The following is an 18,550-nucleotide window of genomic DNA, read 5'->3' as shown; positions in this document are numbered from 1 at the left end:
CATGATATAAGAAGGATCAAGTCGCCCGCTCATTTCTGCGTTTTAACCGCCGCGATAACCTCGCAGCGACCACTTCCCACATTACAGACGCAGCTCTCACGCATTCGTCACTAGATATCGGCGCGCTATCCACAGGGTTCGACAGGACGAACAGTGTGGATGGCGCCGTGCTCTTCTCCAGGCTGCGGAAGCGCGTCTTCACATAACCGAACTGGTATTTGACCCGTAACGGGTGCTCGACCTAGCGCGCACTTGCGCTTGGCTTTGTGCAGTGCGCTGCGCTTACTCAGCTTCTTGTACATGCTGCGGCGGGCCGCGATCTGCCGGATGACTGAAGGCCTGGACCTCAGCAGCCAATTCGTACGCCGGGTCGCTGTAGCCAAACCAGTTCTGCATCAGATGAACCCGAAGCATCACCATCGGCGAATAGGCTAGCGATCACCTTCACCCTTGGGATAATGGGGCAATCAAACCCCTCCACGATTCAGCCTGATTCATCTCGATCAGGAACCGATCCGTGCGGGTCTGCTTGCACTTGTCAGCATACTCGGCGTCGGCGAAGGTCATTTTCTTCGCCGGAAAACTCGAGGCAACGGGACCGGCGTATATCAACAGAGCCGGCTCCCTTTTTCAGACCAACCCTCGATGGCATGCGGCACATTTAGTTCGACTGGCAAAACAGAGCAAAACTGTGGACGAGTTAAGCTTGGTGAAGATTACATTTTTGTAAGATTTTTAAATAGTCGAAACCTCATAGCCTCTCGGCTTGTCCGTTTCTAAGTAACACCGCAGCTCATTTCAGATCTGGGCTCTGACGGCATTCGTAACGCAGCTGCCCGGCATGATCGCGCAAAAATACGCAGATTTTAGTAAGCGCAGTTCAGTGGCAGCACATCACCAAGAGGAGTTGATATGCAAATGTCTTATTGGCGTTTCGCTGCGATGGTGGCCACATCAACCGTCATCATGTACGGCGTTATGTATTTGAATACTTACGCTTTTGAGCATGTTCTATGGAGTGAGACCCGTGCTTGGATGGCGTTAGTAATGGGAGCTGTCATGGCGATAGTCATGCTCGCCTTCATGCTCAATATGTACAAGAAAAAGCCCATGAACATAGCGATATTCGCCGGCGGAGCAGCTTCCTTTGCTATTGCCCTGTGGCTTGTTCGTAGCCAGGCAACTGTCGACGATACGGACTATATGAAGGCCATGATTCCTCACCATTCCATAGCCATCATGACAAGTGAGCGCGCTCAGATTTCAGACCCGCGCGTTCGCAAGCTGGCAGATCAAATCATTGAGGCTCAGCGCCGAGAGATCTCTGAGATGAAGTTCCTGATCAATGATCTAGAGAGGGCTAACTGAAAAAACGTATCGAGCAACTTTCTCGCCCCGGCCCGTTTTTCCTTCAAGCGTCACGCGATCCCGACGAGGTCATTGCGCTTATTGAGTTCGCTGACCTGAGCGGCCAGCACACGAACTAACCCGCGATGACGGCGGTGTAGCAAGACGCTCGTCGCGGTAAAAGCTCAACTACTGCTTGACCACCAAACGTGCCCCGTTGCTTTTAGCTGTCATGTACGTGCTCTTTGCCATCCGCATGAGTGTGAGCGTTGGACGCCGGCTCGGCATGATGGTCGCTGGCGCTACTGCCTTTCGTGCTGGAGTTACTTCCACCATGGTGATCATCGCCGTTACTGCTCGAAGAATGGTGATCGGCCTCTGGAGCTGAGCCGCCGTGGTGGTCTGCAGCCGCTATACCGCGACGTCCAGACTCTCCTCCAGCGGCAGCATTGCCATGATGGTCAGAATTGCTGCCATCCAAGCTTTCATGATTGTGCGTCTGGCTCTCACCGCCACCATGCTGGTGACCGCCACTCGCAGCGACGAGCGCTTGGTATTGCGTAGCGTCGATCTTGGGCAACTGGCTGATGAAGGCAACCATGCCCCAGATATATTCGTCGCCCATACTCTTACCCCAGGCCGGCATGCCTGTTGCTTTGATTCCATGCTTAATGACCCAGAAGGCGGATGCAGGGCCTGCGTCAATGCCGATCTTGGCCAGGTTAGGCGGGGCTGGATACAGCGCCTGACTCAGCTCTGTTTGTTCGACACCGGGCGCCAGATGGCACCCAACGCACATGGCGTTGTAGTTCCCGGCCCCGCCACGAATGAGAGCCTCGTCATCTAGATTGGGAATCTCAATGTCCTTGGACCGCGCTTCGATAGAGCGATCACGCGCCATTGAAAGGAACGCATGCACGGCTGGGTAATGAGGATCGTCAGCACCAACGTTGATCAAGCCGGAATAGGCTCCGGCTAATATTGCTGCACTACCGACAGCGCCTGCTACCACCAGGGTTGTAATTGTTTTTTTCATATCAGGCTCTAAAACCACATTCGAATGCCGGCGACAAAGCGCGCCTCTTCAACATCTTCTCCTTCGTCGCGCAGCATGTCTGCGGTATTACCGTATGAGCGACTCCAAGAAATCCCGATGTAGGGCGCAAACTCGCGAACGATTTCGTAGCGCAGGCGCAAACCCAGTTCGGTATTCGCCAGGCCCGAGCCCACTCCTCTTTCAGAATCATTCTTACCGTAGAAATTGGCTTCCGCAGTTGGCTGGAGGATCAGCCGATTGGTAAGCAAGATGTCATAGTCGCCCTCAAGACGCGCCGCAGTCTGGCCGTTTTCGCCGACGAAGGCTGTGGCCTCGGCTTCAAAAGCGTAAAGCGCCATGCCAAGTCGGAGTACTCGGCAACGCATGAAAACAGGGGCATTGTTCGATCCCCCTCGAAATACCCGTTAATTCGGTTTCCGTTTGAACGGAGTGCTTTGTTCTTCAGGCACGACGCCAACTTAACCGCGGCATCCTGTCACAGGCCTTAGCGAAACATTACAGTTCTGTCAGGTTCTAGTTTTTCTGACTGTTAAGTTCCGGTGTGGCTGTTCAACAAATGGCTGACTTCAGCCGTCACGGATTTTGAAAGTGGAGCATCGGTAAAAACGATCAAGTCATCTGCCCACGTCTTAGCTTTCAGCCGCCGCAAGTACATGCTGCGGCGGGCTGCGATCTGCCAGCTGACGTCGACTTCCGGGAGCGACCAGGTTGCATGCTTTACATTCGGTCGTCGGCTTGACGCAGTCGTTCCAGAAAACTCTCGGCGTCGGTTTCACCAACCGTGCGAAGGTCCTGCCACTCATCACCACTGGGGGCAAACAATTGCAGTGCCGGCGGGCCAAACAGCTGGTAGCGATCAAGCAGCGCGCGTTGCTCGGCATCGCTACGCGTCATATCGAAGCGCACCAGCCGGTAATCAGCCAGCTGTTCGCGCACAGAGGACACTTCGAGTACTTCTCGTTCGATTACTTTGCAACTGATGCACCAGTCGGCGTACCAGTCCAGCAGCAAAGGTTGGCCGGCAGTTTTCGCTGACAACAGTGCCGCATCCAGGGCTGCTGGGGTGTCCAGGGTCTGCCAGCCGACGGTTGCGCCGATTTGAGGCAAGCCTTGGGCGTCCAGGCGACCCAGTGGGCGCAGCGGGTCGGTTTGACCTTGCAAAGCGCCCACCCAACTGCTGATGCCGTAAACCAGCAAGGCCACACCAAGCAACTGGGCAAGCTTCTGCTTGCCGGGCTTAGGAATAAATTCCAGGGCGCCCAGCCACAACGCAGTGCCAACCGCCAACAGGCCCCACAAGGCCAGCGTCACGGGAGCTGGTAACACACGCTCCAGCAGCCATACAGAGACACCCAGCAACATCAGACCGAAAACCTTGCGTACGCCGACCATCCAGGTCCCGGACTTGGGCAACAAGGCGGCGCCACCAGTGGCGAACAACACCAACGGCGCCCCCATGCCCAGACCCAGCGAAAACAGCTTCAGCCCGCCGCCCAGGGCATCGCCGGTGGCGCTGATGTACAGCAGCGCACCGACCAGTGGTGCTGTCACGCAGGGTGATACAAGCAGGCTTGACAGCACGCCTAGCGTTGCGGCCCCTATCATTGAACCCCCGCGGGTTCGGCTGGCCAGGCGATCCATTCGTTCGGTAATAAAGCGCGGCATACGCAACTCGAACACCCCGAACATGGCCAGGGCAAATACCGAAAAGAACAGCGCAAAGGGCACCAGTAGCCACGGTGACTGCAGGCGCGCCTGCAGGTTGAGGCCAGCTCCGAACATGCCCATCAGCGCTCCGAGCAGTGCGAAGCAGGCAGCCATGGGAAGTACGTAGGCAAGCGACAGGCGAAAACCTCGTAGCCCACCGAGTTGTCCTCGCAGCACTACGCCGGAAAGGATGGGCAGCATCGGCAGCACGCAGGGAGTGAAAGTCAGCCCCAAACCGGCCAGAAAGAACAGTGCCAGACTTCCCCAGTCCAAGGTCGTCTCCGGTTGCGCAGGCGATACCGGGGGCGAGTTACCGATCTGAAAAGTGCGCATTTCAGGTGGGTAGCAAAGTCCCAGATCGGCGCAGCCCTGGTAGCTCACCTGCAGGGTGAACGGCCTGTTCTGAGGGTTATCAATCGGTAGTTCTAAGTCCGTAATGCCGTAGAACACCTCGACATCGCCGAAATACTCATCGGTTTTCGGTTCGGCTGCAGGCCATTGCGGGGTGCCGATTGTTACTTGCGGATGGTCGCTGTTGAAGGCGAAACGATGTTTGTAGAGGTAATAGCCATCGGCATTTATGAACCGCAGGCGAATACTGTCGGTGTCGGCTTCTATCAGATCAAGGCCAAAGGCCAGATCCACCGGCAGGAAGTCCTGGCTGTTATTCAGGGGGGCGTTGAACAGGGCCGGCTGTGAGCGAGGCAGATCAAAAATCCCAGCACTGACCGGCAGTGGGATCAGTAAAAGCAGGCACAGCAAAAGGCGGAACATGGGTATCTCGCGGAACAAGAGTTAACGAAAGGCTCCGGACATAATTCCGCCTCGCAAGTCAGGAAACTGTCCTGAGCAAGCGAGCCGGACGGGGTGATCGCTGCGATCATCCAGTGATCACCCCCGCGTTCTCTTTGCTGCCACCCGCCTGGGAAAGCCGGTCAGCGGCACGGAGCCTGAATTTACGGGTACTTGGCGAGGACCTCATCCTGCCCTGAACGGGTAAGCCCGATTACCTCGTAGGCATGTTTGGCATCACCGTGCTCCATACCGGGCGATCCAGCCGGCATGCCGGGCACGGCAATACCTAGCAGGTCGGAACGCTTGCGCAATTCGAGTATCTGCGCCACCGGCACGTGGCCTTCAACGAACTTGCCGTTGATCACACCGGTGTGACAGGACGCCAGACGCGGCTCCACTCCTAGGTCTTGCTTCACCGAACGCATGTTGCGTTCAACATGGTCGCGGACCGCAAAGCCGTTGTCCTCCAGATAGGAGATCCAGTCCTTGCAGCAACCACAGTTGGCGTCTCGGTGTACATCGATGATCAAGGGTTCAGCGGCATGGATCGCCCCACTTACCAGCAGCGCCGCAAGGGCTGATATACGCAGTTTTCTAGACATATAAGAACCTTGTTTGCCTCTCGTTTTCAGTTGCAGCCGCAGCCACCGCTGCCACCGCAACCCGTCTTTTTCATGTTGTTCGTCCCGGCTGCCGGACTGGCCAGCTGCGCGGGATATCCCGCATCAGTCAGGGAAGCAATCAGCACTTGGCTGTCGCTCTGGCCGCTAACCCGCACCCTGGCGGCTTGCAAATCGACATCCACCTTGGTGACGCCCTCGACAGTGTTGAGCGCCTCGGTGACATGCTTGACGCACGAGCCGCAGCTCATGCCTTCGACGTTCAGTTCAATGGTGCTCATGAGAATCTCCTGGGAAGTCACCGTAATGGTTGAGCAGATGTTCAACCTTGCCAGAGCGGCAAGGTCAAGCGTTTCAATCGATCGATACCTTGCGCAGCCTCAACGCGTTAAACACCACTGAGGCCGAACTCAGGCTCATCGCCAGCGCGGCGATAATCGGCGACAGCAGCAGGCCGGTCAGCGGGTAGAGCAGGCCTGCGGCCAGCGGGATGCCCAGAGCGTTATAGAGAAAAGCAAAGGTCAGGTTCTGGTGCATATTGCGCACGGTGGCCACTGACAGGCTCCTTGCGCGCAAGATGCCCAGCAGGTCGCCCTTGACCAGCGTGACTTGAGCGCTGTTCATCGCCACGTCGGTGCCGGTGCCCATGGCAATGCCGATATCGGCGCGCGCCAGGGCTGGGGCGTCGTTGATGCCGTCGCCGGCCATGGCCACGCGGTGCCCTTCTTGTTGCAGGGCGGCGGCCAAGCGTTCCTTGTCCTGTGGTTTGACCTCGCCGTGCACCTCTTCGATGCCTAGCTCGCGGGCCACTGCGCGAGCAGTAGTCAGGCCATCACCGGTGGCCATGATCACCCGCACGCCGTCTGCCTGCAGGCGCTCTACCGCCAGTTTCGACGTCGGTTTGATCGGATCAGCCACTGCCAGCAGACCAGCCAGGACGCCGTCCACCGCCAGGAACATGATGCTCACGCCTTCGCCGCGCAACTGTTCGGCCCGCGCACTGAGGGAGCTGGCATCCACGCCGGCATCATTCATCAGCGCGGTGTTGCCCAGTTGCAGGTGGTGGTCATCAACCTGGCCACGTACGCCGATGCCGGAGGCTGATTCGAATGTCTCGGCCGTGCTCAGTGCCAGGCCGTGCGCGCGGGCATGGTCGACGATGGCGTGGGCCAGGGGATGTTCGCTGCCCTGATCGAGGCTCGCTGCCAGGCGCAGCACCTCATCCGGAGTGAAACCAGGCGCCGCCTCTACACTGTGAAAGGCCGGGCGACCTTCAGTCAGGGTGCCCGTCTTGTCGACGATCAGCGTGTCAATCTTGCGCAAATTTTCGATGGCGCCCGCATCGCGGAACAGTACGCCGCTGCCGGCCGCCTTGCCGGTCGCGACCATTACCGACATTGGCGTGGCCAGGCCCAGGGCGCACGGGCAGGCAATGATCAGCACCGCCACCGCGTTGATCAAACCGAAGACCCAGCTCGGCTCCGGACCCCAAAGCCCCCAGACAAGGAAGGTTAGTATGGCGATAGCGATCACCACCATCACAAAGTAACCAGCAATAACATCAGCCAGTCGCTGCATCGGTGCTTTGGAGCGCTGCGCCTGGGCAACCATCTGCACGATCTGCGCAAGCATGGTCGAGCTGCCGACCTTCTGCGCCTGCATCACCAGACTGCCGTGGGCGTTAAGGGTGGCACCGATGAGACTGTCACCGACGTGCTTCATGATCGGCACCGGCTCGCCTGTCAGCATTGACTCGTCCACCGCGCTTTCGCCTTCCAGCACCAGACCGTCGACTGGCACCTTCTCTCCAGGGCGTACGCGTAGCCTATCGCCCGCATGAACATGGGTGAGCGGAATGTCGTCCTCTGTACCGTCGGGATTGATGCGTCGCGCGGTCTTCGGCGCCAGGCCGAGTAGTGACTTGATCGCCGCCGAGGTCTGCGAGCGTGCCTTCAGCTCGAGGAGCTGGCCGAGCAGAGTCAGTGAGATGATCACCGCCGCCGCCTCGAAGTACACGCCGATGCGCCCGTCTTGTACAAAGTCGGCAGGAAACACGCCTGGCGCCAGAGTGGCAACGACGCTGTACAGGTAGGCGGCGGCGGTGCCGAGGCCGATCAGCGTCCACATGTTCGGACTGCGCAGCACGAACGAGCGTACGCAGCGCTCGAAGAATGGCCAGCCAGCCCAAAGCACTACCGGAGTGGTCAGTACGAGCTCGACCCAGTTCTGCGTGGTGCCGTGGAACAGGTTCAGCGAATGCCCACCCATGGCCAGCACGGTGACGATCACCGTCAACGGCAGGGTCCACCAGAAGCGCCGAGAGAAGTCCTTAAGCTCCGGGTTCTCTTCTTCGTCTAGTTCCGGAATGACAGGCTCCAATGCCATACCGCAGATTGGGCAGCTTCCTGGTCCTGCCTGGCGAATCTCCGGATGCATCGGACAGATGTATTCGGTGCTAGGTCCGGACGGCGCTTGAGCTACATCTTGATGCTGCTCATGCGGCCGGCCGCTTGCGAACCGCTGAGGGGCAGCCTGGAATTTCTCCTGACACCTTGCGCTGCAAAAGCGATAAGTCTTCCCTTCGTAGGTCTCGTGATAAGAACTATCAGGCTTAACCGCCATTCCACACACCGGGTCGTACTGTTTGCCGTTTTGATCGTGCGAATGGTTGGCCTGATGCCGGTCGTGGTTGCAGGAAGAACTGTGCATGCGATCTATGTCCTATCTTCGTCCTTGGAGACACCGGTACCGCTGGAAATGGAATGGCCACCATGGTTGTGGCCAAACAAATGGATCATTGCTATAGCAACCGGATCAGGTACGACGGCCCTTGGAGAGATGACGGTGATGCTCACGTGCCGTATGAAAGGTTCCGATTACGGCCAGCATGATCAGGGCTATGCCGGTCTTGCTCTGCCAAAATGGCAGTTCAGTAGCGCGGTGAAGATGGGTGTGATTCACGGCAGTGACCTCGGGTGACTGGTTACTGTTTGATCCGCTGGGTCAGAATGAGTCGCTCCTCCCGGTGGACGTGACCCCAACCAAAGGGGGGATTAACGTATCTCCACCTTGCCGACCATTCCAGCTTGATAGTGCCCTGGAATATTGCAGGCGAACTCCAGCCCCGTGGCTTTCGAGAAAGCCCAAATCAGTTCTTCGCGTGCCCCAGGCTCGATCAGCACGCTATTCGGATCGTCGTGCTCCATAACGGCACTCTTATTGCCCATGTCATGCCCAATATTGCTCATATCGTGGGCACCAGTCGGGGTAAGCGCGCCGGTCTGGAACATTGCAGTCATTTCTTCCCGGTGTGCAGCATGAGTCGCCGCGTCGCCCAGATTGAATTCATGTAGCAGGGCGCCGTCGTTATGCAGTACGAAACGGATGGTCTCACCGGCTTTAACTTCAATCGCCCCAAGATCGAAAAAGTTATCGCCCATCCGTAACTCGATAGTGCGGTCTACAGCCTGCGGATCACCCGGCTGGCCGAAATCGTAAGCATGGCCATGGTCGGGGCCGGCCATTGCGGCAGTAGCGCTGAAGATCAAACCCATTGCGGAAAAAAAAGAAACGAACTTGATTTTCATTGGTTGGGGTCCTCATTCAAGTCGTCGAAGGAATGACTTAAGGTTATTCAGGCCAGGCTGCCGACAGGCTTACACTGGGATTACATTTCTGTAAGGCTCAACAGCCATGACCAGATCAACAAAAAAAAGGCGCCAGTGAGGCGCCGTTAGGCCAAGGGAGCAATGTGGAAGGCCTGGAAAATTCCGCTGCTGGTACTCTCACAATCTTCTGCTCGTATTTGCTCGAGCAGAGATCTCGACTATGCGAACACTAGGCGCCTCCTTCTGTCAGTGAGCTGAACCGGACGTTACATTTTCGTAAGCTTCTAGTTGGCGGCCTCGTTTGCCTCCAAACTGAGCCAATCGACTCTCGGAATCTGCCCGCATGAAATTACTGGTAGCTGAAGACGAACCCAAAACCGGGGCGTACCTGCAACAAGGACTTACCGAGGCCGGATTTACCGTCGACCGCGTCATGACTGGTACAGATGCGCTCCAATACGCGCTGAGTGAGGTCTATGACCTTTTGATCCTGGACGTGATGATGCCGGGGCTTGAGGGATGGGAGGTGCTGCGCATGGTCAGAGCAGCAGGGAAAGACGTACCCGTATTGTTCTTGACCGCACGTGATGGCGTAGAAGACCGCGTCAAAGGCCTGGAGCTGGGCGCGGACGACTACCTGATTAAGCCGTTCGCGTTCTCCGAACTTCTGGCAAGGGTTCGGACGTTGCTTCGCAGGGGCAGCGGCTCCCCCACCCAAACCACCGTGAAAATTTCAGATCTCGAAGTGGACCTGCTAAAGCGCCGCGCCGTTCGTGCTGGGAAGCGGATTGATCTGACGGCGAAGGAATTTTCATTGTTGGAGTTGTTGATGCGCCGGCGCGGCGAGGTGCTTCCGAAGTCCCTGATTGCCTCTCAGGTATGGGATATGAACTTCGACAGCGACACCAACGTTATCGAGGTCGCGGTACGCCGCCTGCGCGCAAAAGTCGACGACGACTTCGATCACAAACTGATCCATACCGTGCGTGGCATGGGCTATATGATGGATGCACCAGAGTGAGCCTGCGCCACCTTTCGCTGACCGCCCGCATGAGTCTCATGTTCATGTCTGTGGTGGTTGTAGTTCTCACCATAGCGGGGCTGAGCTTCAATTTGCTCAGCCAGCATCACTTCGAAGTGTTAGATCGGCAGGCCCTGGTTGAGAAGCTCGAATCGACCAAACACATTCTCAATAACGCACGCAGCAGCGCGAACCTTGCAGAGGAGCTACCGCAGTTGCGAGCCCTGCTCGGTGCTCATCATGATTTAGCGGCGACCATCTTGAGCGGAGATGGCAGAGTGCTCTTTTCTGATCCCAAGGCAGTCGACGTCCCGGAAAGCTTCAGGCACGCAGAACAGCAGAGCATGTGGGAATGGAAATATGCCGGACACCTGTATAGAGGGATGACTGCCCGAATCTCGGTAGCAGACCAGCCCGAACCGCTTACAGCACTGCTGATTCTCGATGTCACTAACCACGCGCATTTCTTTCAGACTTTGCAGCGTTGGTTCGGCGTTGGATTGATCATCAGCGCCCTGATTAGTGCTGCGCTTGGCTGGGTGGTTGTTCGAAGTGGCCTCAGGCCGCTGAGGCAAGTTACCCATCTCGCCGCATCGATGTCAGCTAGGTCGTTACAGGAACGAATACCCCTTGAGCCAGTACCGTTAGAGCTGCAGCAACTGGTTCTATCCTTCAACGCGATGTTGGGTCGCCTAGAAGATGCCTTCGCCCGGCTCTCGAATTTCTCTGCGGACATTGCTCATGAATTGCGAACCCCTGTCAGCAATCTCATGACCCACACTGAGGTAGTGCTGACCAAAAAGCGGGATATTGATGCTTATGAGGAGAATCTGTACTCCAATCTAGAGGAATTGAAGCGTATGTCACGCATGATTGACGACATGCTCTTTTTGGCCAAATCCGACAATGGCTTGATTATCCCCGAACAAGCGCCTACCGAACTCGCTGATGTCGTTGTTAAGCTGCTTGAGTACTATCACTTACTAGCCGACGAACGCGATATCCGTCTCTCAGTCTCAGGCGCAGGCAATGTGCTTGGAGATAAATTGATGCTCGATAGAGCGGTCTCCAATTTGTTATCCAACGCGCTGCGTTACACCCCGGTTGGGGAAACTATTTCTGTAACCATTCACGAGACGGAAAGGACGGTCACCCTCAGCGTCGAGAATCCCGGAGGGACGATCAAGCCCGAGCACCTGGACAAGCTTTTCTATCGCTTCTACCGGGTCGATCCTGCCCGACGCGAGGGTAGCCCAAGCAACGCTGGCCTTGGCCTGGCAATCACCAGATCCATCGTTGAGGCCCATAAAGGCAGAATCTGGTGTACCTCAGTAGACGGCGTGACGGGCTTTCACATAGAGCTTCCCCGTCTAAATAAATAACATGTCAAAATCAGCCGCATAGCACTCATGAGCAACCTTACAAGATTGTAATTTCAACTATTGAAACGGACGAACTCTACACGTGTCGGATTTATGTGCTACCTGAGGAATGCCTCGGGCCGGCTCAAGGCTGAACGCTTAAATACGAACTTTGGAGGAAGTCATGACTAATACAATGTTCAATAGCTGCATTCAAGCTTGTTCAAACTGCGCACTAGTGTGCGAAGCATGCGCATCTGCCTGTTTACGCGAAGAAAACGTACAAGCGATGGCTCGTTGCATTGAGCTCGACAGGGATTGTGCTGACATGTGTGCTCTGGCAGCCAGACTCATGAGTCGCCAGAGCGAGTTGGCTAAAGAGTTTTGTGCATTGTGTGCAAAAATTTGCCGGGCCTGCGGTGAAGAGTGTGCCAAGCATCAGATGGATCACTGCCAAGAATGCGCGAAAGCCTGTATGAATTGTGCTGAAGAATGTGAGCGTATGGCTGTATAACCAGCAAGCCGCCTCCTGCCAAGATAGTGTTTATGGTCTTGGCAGGATGGCGCTGTTATTCAGCAGCGGAACACCTACTTCTTATACCCAAACCAACGCGCTTGGCTTTACTACTGCCACTCTTATGCAGAGAAATCGGCCACTTTAAAAATAAGTGATAAGCCAATCGCAACGATCATGCGACTGGCTTATAACGACTTTTTAAATCATTAACCGTTATTTATTCCAACCGGCACGCTACGGAACTCAACTGAGTGAACGAGTCCATCAGGAGTACGAATTTTGATTTCGTATGGCTGCACGCGACCACTTGACCTGCCTACAACACTCTTGCCACCCATTGGAGACACACTTAGAACATCACCGCTTTCAAGAAGGACTTTTAGAGCCTGCCTGCCCTCGGCGGTCGAATAGTCATGCTGCATCGTGGAATTTCGATCCACTTCAGCCATTGCGAAGGAAGAAGTGATGGCTATAACAACAGCAAAAACAGCTGCAATATTTTTCATCGGTAACACCTCTTGGTAGTTGATGCTAGATAGCTTAAAGGTGCCAACCTTACGCAAAGATGTTCCTTGCATTACAATATTGCAATGCGGAGCATGTTTCTAAAACGTACTAAAGCAGCGAACTAGTCCTAACTCAGTAAATGCTCTCGCGGAGCAAGTATTCTAGAAACTTGGCTTATCCAGCGAATCTACTAGCCTAAGTTTGACTCCGTACCAATGAAGCGAGTACATGAGTCGCGCTCGCGCAATCCCGCCCAAGTGCCTTGGCAGATCGGTCGCTCACGCGGTCCCGCCATCAGTTGAGAACGTCTGCATCGCGTGCCGCCTGCTCGCGCTCGGTCTGGAGCCACTGCTCGAACGAGCGACTCTGCGCCTGCCCTTCCCTGGCCGCGTAATAGACAAGCCGCAGGTCGCGATCCACATCGATGGACAGCGAGGTATGGTCGAATACGACGGGCCCGATATCGGCCACCTGGAAATGACGAATGCCCTGGCAGGGGCCGTGGATGTCCTGCTGCCGCCACCACGTCCGGAAGTCGGGATCGACCTTTTCCAGGCCCCTGACCAGGCTCCCGATATCCGGGTCCTGCGGGGCGCGGACGAAGTCGCGGCGAAAGCTCGACAGGATTTGCAGCGCCTGATCCTGCCAGGGATCGAACAGGGTGCGCATCGAGGGGGCGGTAAACAGCAGCCAGAGCAGGTTGCGGCGCTCGGCCGGAAAGCTCGAGAAGCCAAACAGCCGATCGGCCGCAGCATTCCAGGCCAGCACGTCCCAACGCAGGTTCAACACATACGCCGGGCGCAACGGCAGATCGGCCATCAGCCGGTGCACGAGGGGCGGAACCACGCACCACGTCTTGCCCGGCTCTGGCGGCAAGCGCTGATGGGCCAGCAGGAACAGATGGCGACGTTCTGTCGCATCGAGCTTGAGCGTGCGCGCCAGGTTCTCGAGAAATGTCGCCGATACGCCGATATCCCTGCCCTGCTCCAGCCAGGTGTACCAGGACAACCCCACCCCAGCGAGCGCGGCCACCTCCTCTCGTCGAAGGCCCGGCGTACGGCGCCTGACGCCCGACGGCAGGCCAACCTCCTCCGGCGTAATGCGTTCACGGCGGCTGCGCAGGAAGTCGGCAAGCTCGGTGCGGTTTCGTTCGAAGCTTCGCGGTGCGCTCATCCAATTACCTCCAGTAACAGCATAACTAGTCAAATTGTAACCCCCTGGCATCGGTACTAAGAATAGCGCCTCGTCGCGCAAAACCCCATTGCAGAGCAGTCCGTAGGGGCAAGGCGGCCAGATCGCTAGGAGAGATACGGATGTACCAATCATTGCTTCGCGAACAGCTGGAGTCATTGAAGTCCTCCAACCAGTACCGCACGTTCACAACGCTCAGCCGCATCTGTGGCCAGTACCCACTAGCCAAGCTCCACGGCAGCGACCGGGAGCCGGTCGTTGTCTGGTGCAGCAACGACTACCTGGGAATGTCCCAGCACCCGGCGGTGCGCCAGCAGATGCACGTCGCACTCGAGACCTACGGCGCCGGCTCCGGCGGCTCGCGCAATATCGGCGGATCCCATGAGCTGTATGCCCGCCTGGAAGCCAGCCTTGCCGAGTGGCATGGCAAGGAGGCCGCGCTGGTCTTTCCAACCGGCTTCGGCTCGAACGATGCGACCCTGCAATGCCTGCTGCGCCAGATTCCAGACTGTTTGGTGGCGAGCGACGCCATGAACCACGCCTCGATCGTCAATGGCATTCGGGCAACACCCAACGAGCGCAAGGTATTCAGGCACAACGATGCCCGTCATCTCGATGAGATCCTGGCTGGCTACCCACTCGGGCAGCCAAAGCTCGTGGTGTTCGAGTCGATTTACTCAATGGACGGCGACATCGCGCCAATCGAACGTATCGTCGAGGTTGCCAAGCGCCACAACGCGCTGACGTACCTGGACGAGGTTCATGCGGTGGGCATGTACGGTCCGCGCGGTGCCGGCATTGCCGCGCAGCTCGGACTGGCCGGCGAGATCGACATCATCCAGGGCACGATGGCCAAGGCCATCGGGGTCATTGGCGGGTACATCGCCTCGAGCCAGGTCATCGTCGATGCCGTGCGTTCCTTCGCAACCGGCTTCATCTTCACCACTTCGCTGCCACCGGCGGTTACGGCCGGCTGCCTTGCAAGCGTCGAATACCTCAAGGCTCACGACGACGAACGCACCCAGCTGCACGCCAAGACCGCGCTTCTTCGTGAACGGCTCAAGCAGTACGACATCCCGGTCATGCCCTGCTCGCAGACGCACGTGTTGCCCGTTCTCGTTGGCGAGGCCGAACGGTGCAAGGCTGCCGCCCAGCGCCTGCTCCATACCCACCGCGTGTACCTCCAGCCAATCAACTATCCGTCGGTACGCGTGGGCACCGAGCGCTTTCGCATCAACGCCACGCCCAACCACAGCGAAGCGCAGATCGCGCAGCTCGCCGCAGCGCTGGACGAGACATTCGCGCGCTTCGACATCCCCAGGGCTTCGCGTGCCTTCAAGACGGAGGTGGCGTGATGGGCGATTCGTTATTCAACGTGCGCAGCGCGACCGCGCTCGACATCCCGATGCTGATCGAGCTGCGCGGCGTACTGCTCGACGGCACCGACGCCAGCTACTCAAGCCGCACGCCAGAAGCGTGCGCTCGCTGGCGAGCGGCGTACCGGACTTGGCTGAGCAGCATCCTCGGCGCGAACGACAATGTCCGTGTGCTTGCCGTCGAGCATCGCGACTCCGGCCAGGTGATTGGGTGCGCGACCGGCATCATCGACGCGAGGGCCCCCACCGCCGCGAACCCGAACGGGTTGTCAGGGTGGGTGCAGTCGGTCGTGGTAGCACCGCAGTTCCGTGCCAGAGGCATAGCCCGCGAGCTCATGACCACTTTGCTGCGTTGGTTCGACAACCGCGAGGTGCGCACCGTCGTGCTGCAAACCACAGAAGACGGGGCGCAGCTTTACTCGTCGCTAGGCTTCCAGCCCAGCGGCGAGCGCTTGCTGGTCCGCCAGGAGACGCCGACATGAAGGTGCTCATTATCGGCCTGGGTTATGCCGGACTGCGATGGCAGCACGCACTCGAATACGTCGGTCGCACATGCGGTGTCGGGATGTCGATCGCCTATCTGGATCGCCGAGAAAGGCCGAGCACGCTAGAGCGAATCGGGACCATCGAGCAAGCGCTCGAGGCGTTTGGACCCGATCTGATCGTGGTCAGCGTCAATGACGTGAGCCATGCCTCGGTGCTTGGCCAACTGCGCGGCTATCACGGATTCGTCATTTGCGAAAAACCGCTGGTCACACCGGCTGACGACCTTAGATCCATCGACACCGCCCTCGCTTCGCTCAATGGCTTCGCGCTCAACCTGGTCGAGCGCTACTCGGCTGCGAGCCAGACGCTTCGCGAGTGGGTCGCTCGACATCGGTGGCGCCTGGTGCGGGCCCACTTCAACTGGGGCAAGGACCGTATCAACGATTATCGCCCGACCTGCGGCGTTACAAGTGAAGTGATCCATGCACTAGACCTCGTGAACTGGATTTGCCCCATCGAAGGTCCGTGGTCAGTCGACGAGGTGATCGGCGTTCGATCGGACTTCTCGATATCCGGCCCCGCCGTGCTCGACACGGTGATGGTCGGCGCAACGCTCGGCGAGGCCCCCGTCACCGGCTACAGCAGTTTCGTCCATGTCGTACGCCAGCGCACCGTCGACTGGTCGTTCGTGGATGACCAGGCGCATGTCATCCACGCACGGCTGACCTTCGATACGCCCTGCTGGGACCACGATCACCTGAGGATCTGGATGCGCGATAGCGACGGAACGCCGTTGACGCTGCACGAAACAAGTGAGGCGCCCAGCAAGCCGGGTCTGGAAACGCTCCACAAGCTCTCGCGCTTGTGCCGGGACGCCGTGCTCTGGATAGCAAGCCGACGCGAGCCCGACCTGCCCTTCGCCGACCTGAACACCGCCATCGAACTGCAGCGCCTGCTCAACACGCTTGAGACACGCGCCAAGGCAATCGCTGTTCCCGCGCACTACAACCGCGCCCTGGACCGGGTCCTGCTCGCCGAAGACAGCGACCTCGAAAGCCTTGGCTAATCAGGAGACGACTATGTGTGGAATTACAGGATGGCTGTCCTACAGCCAGCAAATGCAGGCACAAGAAAACACCCTGCAACGCATGACCGACTCGATGGCCCGTCGGGGCCCGGATGCGCAGGGAATCTGGATCGACGGCCCAATCGGCCTCGGCCATCGCCGCCTTTCGATTATCGATCTGGAGGGCGGCAAGCAGCCGATGTTGGCTCGCCAGGCGGATGGCAAACAGGCAGCGGCCATTACCTATAGCGGCGAGATCTACAACTTCCGCGAACTGCGTGCAGAACTGCAGTTGCGCGGGCATCGTTTCGAAAACCGCAGCGATACCGAAGTGGTCCTTCGCGCGTATCTCGAATGGGGGGAAAACTTCGTCGACCGTCTCAACGGCATGTATGCCTTTGCCATCTGGGACCGACGTCAGGAAAGCCTGCTTCTCGTCCGCGACCGCATGGGCGTCAAGCCCCTGTACTACTACCCCACCGCGGACGGTGTCATTTTCGGTTCCGAGCCGAAGGCCCTCTTGGCCAACCCGAGCGTGCCACGCCGCGTCCGTGCGGACGGTCTTCGAGAAATACTGGAGATGGTCAAAACCCCCGGCCATGCCGTCTTCCATGGCATGTACGAGGTTCTGCCCGGCGAAGTCGTTCGAGTCGATCGCCGAGGGCTGACGCGGCGGCGATACTGGCGCCTCGAGGCGCGCGAGCACGCCGATTCGCTAGAGCAAACCGTCCGGCATACGCGTGATCTGCTGGAAGATATCGTCGAGCGTCAGATCGTCGCGGACGTTCCCCTGTGCAGCCTACTATCAGGCGGTCTGGACTCGTCCGTGATCACTGCGCTGGCTTCAAAGAAACTACTCGAGGCGGGCAAACCGAACATTCGTTCCTTCTCGGTGGACTTTCGAGATCACGGCCAGGGCTTCGCCGGCGACGCGGTTCGGGGAACGCCGGATGCGCCCTTCGTTCGCGAACTGGTTGCGCGAATCCATAGCACGCATGGCGAGATCATCCTGGACAGTGCCGAGCTTGCCGACCCGACCCTGCGCCGACAGGTCGTGCACGCACTGGACCTTCCACCGGCGTATTGGGGCGACATGTGGCCGTCGCTGTATCGCCTGTTCGAAGAGGTGCGCAAGCATTCGACCGTGGCGCTTTCTGGCGAGAGCGCGGACGAGGTGTTTGGCGGCTATCGGTGGTTCCATGACCCCGAGGCAATCGAGGCAGATACCTTTCCGTGGCTGACGTCCGTCACCGGCAAGTACTTCGACGGCAAGACGCTGTTCGACCGTGGGCTGCTGCGCCAGCTCGACATGCCTGCATTCCTTGCCGACAGCTACCGCCAGGCGATTGCCGAAACACCCATGCTTGTCGGCGAGAGTCCGGTCGAGCAGCGCATGCGAGAGCTCAGCTACCTGAACCTCACTCGCTTCGTGCAAACGCTGCTCGATCGCAAGGACCGCATGAGCATGGCGGTCGGACTGGAGGTCCGGGTTCCATTCTGCGACCACCAACTGGTCGAGTATGCCTTCAACATCCCATGGTCGCTTAAGGCCTTCGATGGCCGCGAAAAGAGCATCCTGCGCGCAGCGACACGCGACCTGTTGCCGCCATCGATCACCGACCGCGTCAAGAGCCCCTACCCCTCTACGCAGGACCCAGCGTACGAACACGCGCTGCGCCAGTCGCTGGCCGCGATCATGCAAAGCCAGGATGCCCCCGTCCGACCGCTGCTGGACACCATGCACGTCCAGGAAACGCTTAACCGGCCGCTGGGCGACGTCTCGCCCATGTATGACCGGATGGGCATGGAACTCGCCGTCGGACTCAACACCTGGCTGACGGACCTTGACGTAACACTGGATCTTTAACTCTTCGGGCGTGGCCCGACGGGC

16 protein-coding genes and 2 pseudogenes are annotated in these 18,550 nt (G+C 58.2%); 8 read left to right on the top strand and 10 right to left on the bottom strand.

The annotated features are described in order from the left end of the window. Positions 1 to 96: 96 nt before the first annotated feature. Positions 97 to 567: pseudogene (locus UIB01_RS22720) on the bottom strand (transposase). Positions 568 to 912: 345 nt separating this feature from the next. Here UIB01_RS22720 and UIB01_RS09450 point away from each other — a divergent pair. Continuing rightward, on the top strand, positions 913 to 1,368 hold the full coding sequence (locus UIB01_RS09450) for a DUF305 domain-containing protein (protein ID WP_014853003.1): 456 nt from the start codon (positions 913 to 915) through the stop codon (positions 1,366 to 1,368). A gap of 202 nt (positions 1,369 to 1,570) precedes the next feature. Here the strand turns inward: UIB01_RS09450 and UIB01_RS09445 are convergent, their stop codons facing one another. The 7 genes and pseudogenes from UIB01_RS09445 to UIB01_RS09410 form a co-directional block, all read right to left on the bottom strand. Continuing rightward, on the bottom strand, positions 1,571 to 2,383 hold the full coding sequence (locus UIB01_RS09445; protein ID WP_014853004.1) for a c-type cytochrome: 813 nt from the start codon (positions 2,381 to 2,383) through the stop codon (positions 1,571 to 1,573). An 8-nt stretch (positions 2,384 to 2,391) separates the two neighbouring features. Further along, positions 2,392 to 2,745 (bottom strand): annotated as a pseudogene (locus UIB01_RS09440) (copper resistance protein B); the annotation flags it as partial. Positions 2,746 to 3,121: 376 nt separating this feature from the next. Further along, a complete protein-coding gene (locus UIB01_RS09435; protein ID WP_003292141.1) occupies positions 3,122 to 4,885 on the bottom strand; it encodes a protein-disulfide reductase DsbD in 1,764 nt (587 codons plus the stop codon). A 182-nt stretch (positions 4,886 to 5,067) separates the two neighbouring features. Continuing rightward, positions 5,068 to 5,508 carry a DUF411 domain-containing protein gene (locus UIB01_RS09430; RefSeq protein ID WP_014597615.1) on the bottom strand — a complete coding sequence of 147 codons (441 nt, stop codon included), beginning with the start codon at positions 5,506 to 5,508 and terminating at the stop codon, positions 5,068 to 5,070. Positions 5,509 to 5,534: 26 nt separating this feature from the next. After that, positions 5,535 to 5,807, bottom strand: a complete 273-nt coding sequence (locus UIB01_RS09425) for a heavy-metal-associated domain-containing protein (protein ID WP_003292143.1) — start codon at positions 5,805 to 5,807, stop codon at positions 5,535 to 5,537. A gap of 73 nt (positions 5,808 to 5,880) precedes the next feature. After that, the gene (locus UIB01_RS09420; protein ID WP_177331117.1) at positions 5,881 to 8,235 is read right to left on the bottom strand and encodes a heavy metal translocating P-type ATPase; all 2,355 of its coding nucleotides are present in this window, start codon (positions 8,233 to 8,235) and stop codon (positions 5,881 to 5,883) included. 344 nt (positions 8,236 to 8,579) lie between these two features. Next, positions 8,580 to 9,113, bottom strand: a complete 534-nt coding sequence (locus UIB01_RS09410) for a cupredoxin domain-containing protein (RefSeq protein WP_038659352.1) — start codon at positions 9,111 to 9,113, stop codon at positions 8,580 to 8,582. Positions 9,114 to 9,477: 364 nt separating this feature from the next. On the opposite strand from UIB01_RS09410, the gene UIB01_RS09405 reads away from it, so the two are divergent. From UIB01_RS09405 to UIB01_RS22710, 3 genes are all read left to right on the top strand, one after another. Beyond that, on the top strand, positions 9,478 to 10,155 hold the full coding sequence (locus UIB01_RS09405) for a heavy metal response regulator transcription factor (RefSeq protein ID WP_014853010.1): 678 nt from the start codon (positions 9,478 to 9,480) through the stop codon (positions 10,153 to 10,155). Beyond that, positions 10,152 to 11,537: a heavy metal sensor histidine kinase gene (locus UIB01_RS09400; protein ID WP_038659348.1), complete on the top strand. Its 1,386-nt coding sequence runs from the start codon at positions 10,152 to 10,154 to the stop codon at positions 11,535 to 11,537. Before UIB01_RS09405 ends, UIB01_RS09400 begins: the two co-directional genes overlap by 4 nt. 163 nt (positions 11,538 to 11,700) lie before the next feature. Continuing rightward, positions 11,701 to 12,030, top strand: a complete 330-nt coding sequence (locus UIB01_RS22710; RefSeq protein WP_080586036.1) for a four-helix bundle copper-binding protein — start codon at positions 11,701 to 11,703, stop codon at positions 12,028 to 12,030. Positions 12,031 to 12,239: 209 nt separating this feature from the next. On the opposite strand, the gene UIB01_RS22705 is transcribed toward UIB01_RS22710, so the two are convergent. Next, positions 12,240 to 12,539: a hypothetical protein gene (locus tag UIB01_RS22705; protein WP_080586075.1), complete on the bottom strand. Its 300-nt coding sequence runs from the start codon at positions 12,537 to 12,539 to the stop codon at positions 12,240 to 12,242. A 295-nt stretch (positions 12,540 to 12,834) separates the two neighbouring features. After that, positions 12,835 to 13,713: a helix-turn-helix transcriptional regulator gene (locus UIB01_RS09395; protein WP_038659345.1), complete on the bottom strand. Its 879-nt coding sequence runs from the start codon at positions 13,711 to 13,713 to the stop codon at positions 12,835 to 12,837. A gap of 140 nt (positions 13,714 to 13,853) precedes the next feature. Between UIB01_RS09395 and hemA the strand changes: the two genes are divergently transcribed. From hemA to asnB, 4 genes are read left to right on the top strand one after another with little or no spacing between them, the layout of a single operon-like run. Then, entirely contained in the window at positions 13,854 to 15,086 is a 1,233-nt protein-coding gene (gene hemA / locus UIB01_RS09390; RefSeq protein ID WP_038659342.1) for a 5-aminolevulinate synthase, read from the top strand. Further along, positions 15,086 to 15,589, top strand: coding sequence for a GNAT family N-acetyltransferase (locus UIB01_RS09385; protein ID WP_038659339.1), 504 nt, complete (start codon positions 15,086 to 15,088; stop codon positions 15,587 to 15,589). Before hemA ends, UIB01_RS09385 begins: the two co-directional genes overlap by 1 nt. Next, positions 15,586 to 16,659 carry a Gfo/Idh/MocA family oxidoreductase gene (locus UIB01_RS09380; RefSeq protein ID WP_038659337.1) on the top strand — a complete coding sequence of 358 codons (1,074 nt, stop codon included), beginning with the start codon at positions 15,586 to 15,588 and terminating at the stop codon, positions 16,657 to 16,659. The genes UIB01_RS09385 and UIB01_RS09380 overlap by 4 nt, the downstream gene beginning before the upstream one ends. A 13-nt stretch (positions 16,660 to 16,672) precedes the next feature. Next, the gene (asnB, locus tag UIB01_RS09375) at positions 16,673 to 18,526 is read left to right on the top strand and encodes an asparagine synthase (glutamine-hydrolyzing) (RefSeq protein WP_038659334.1); all 1,854 of its coding nucleotides are present in this window, start codon (positions 16,673 to 16,675) and stop codon (positions 18,524 to 18,526) included. Positions 18,527 to 18,550: the final 24 nt, after the last annotated feature.

The organism is Stutzerimonas decontaminans, assembly GCF_000661915.1.
In the GTDB taxonomy this organism is placed as follows: domain Bacteria; phylum Pseudomonadota; class Gammaproteobacteria; order Pseudomonadales; family Pseudomonadaceae; genus Stutzerimonas; species Stutzerimonas decontaminans.
Note: the sequence above shows the minus strand (reverse complement) of the source record. Positions and strands in the feature narration are given on the sequence as shown.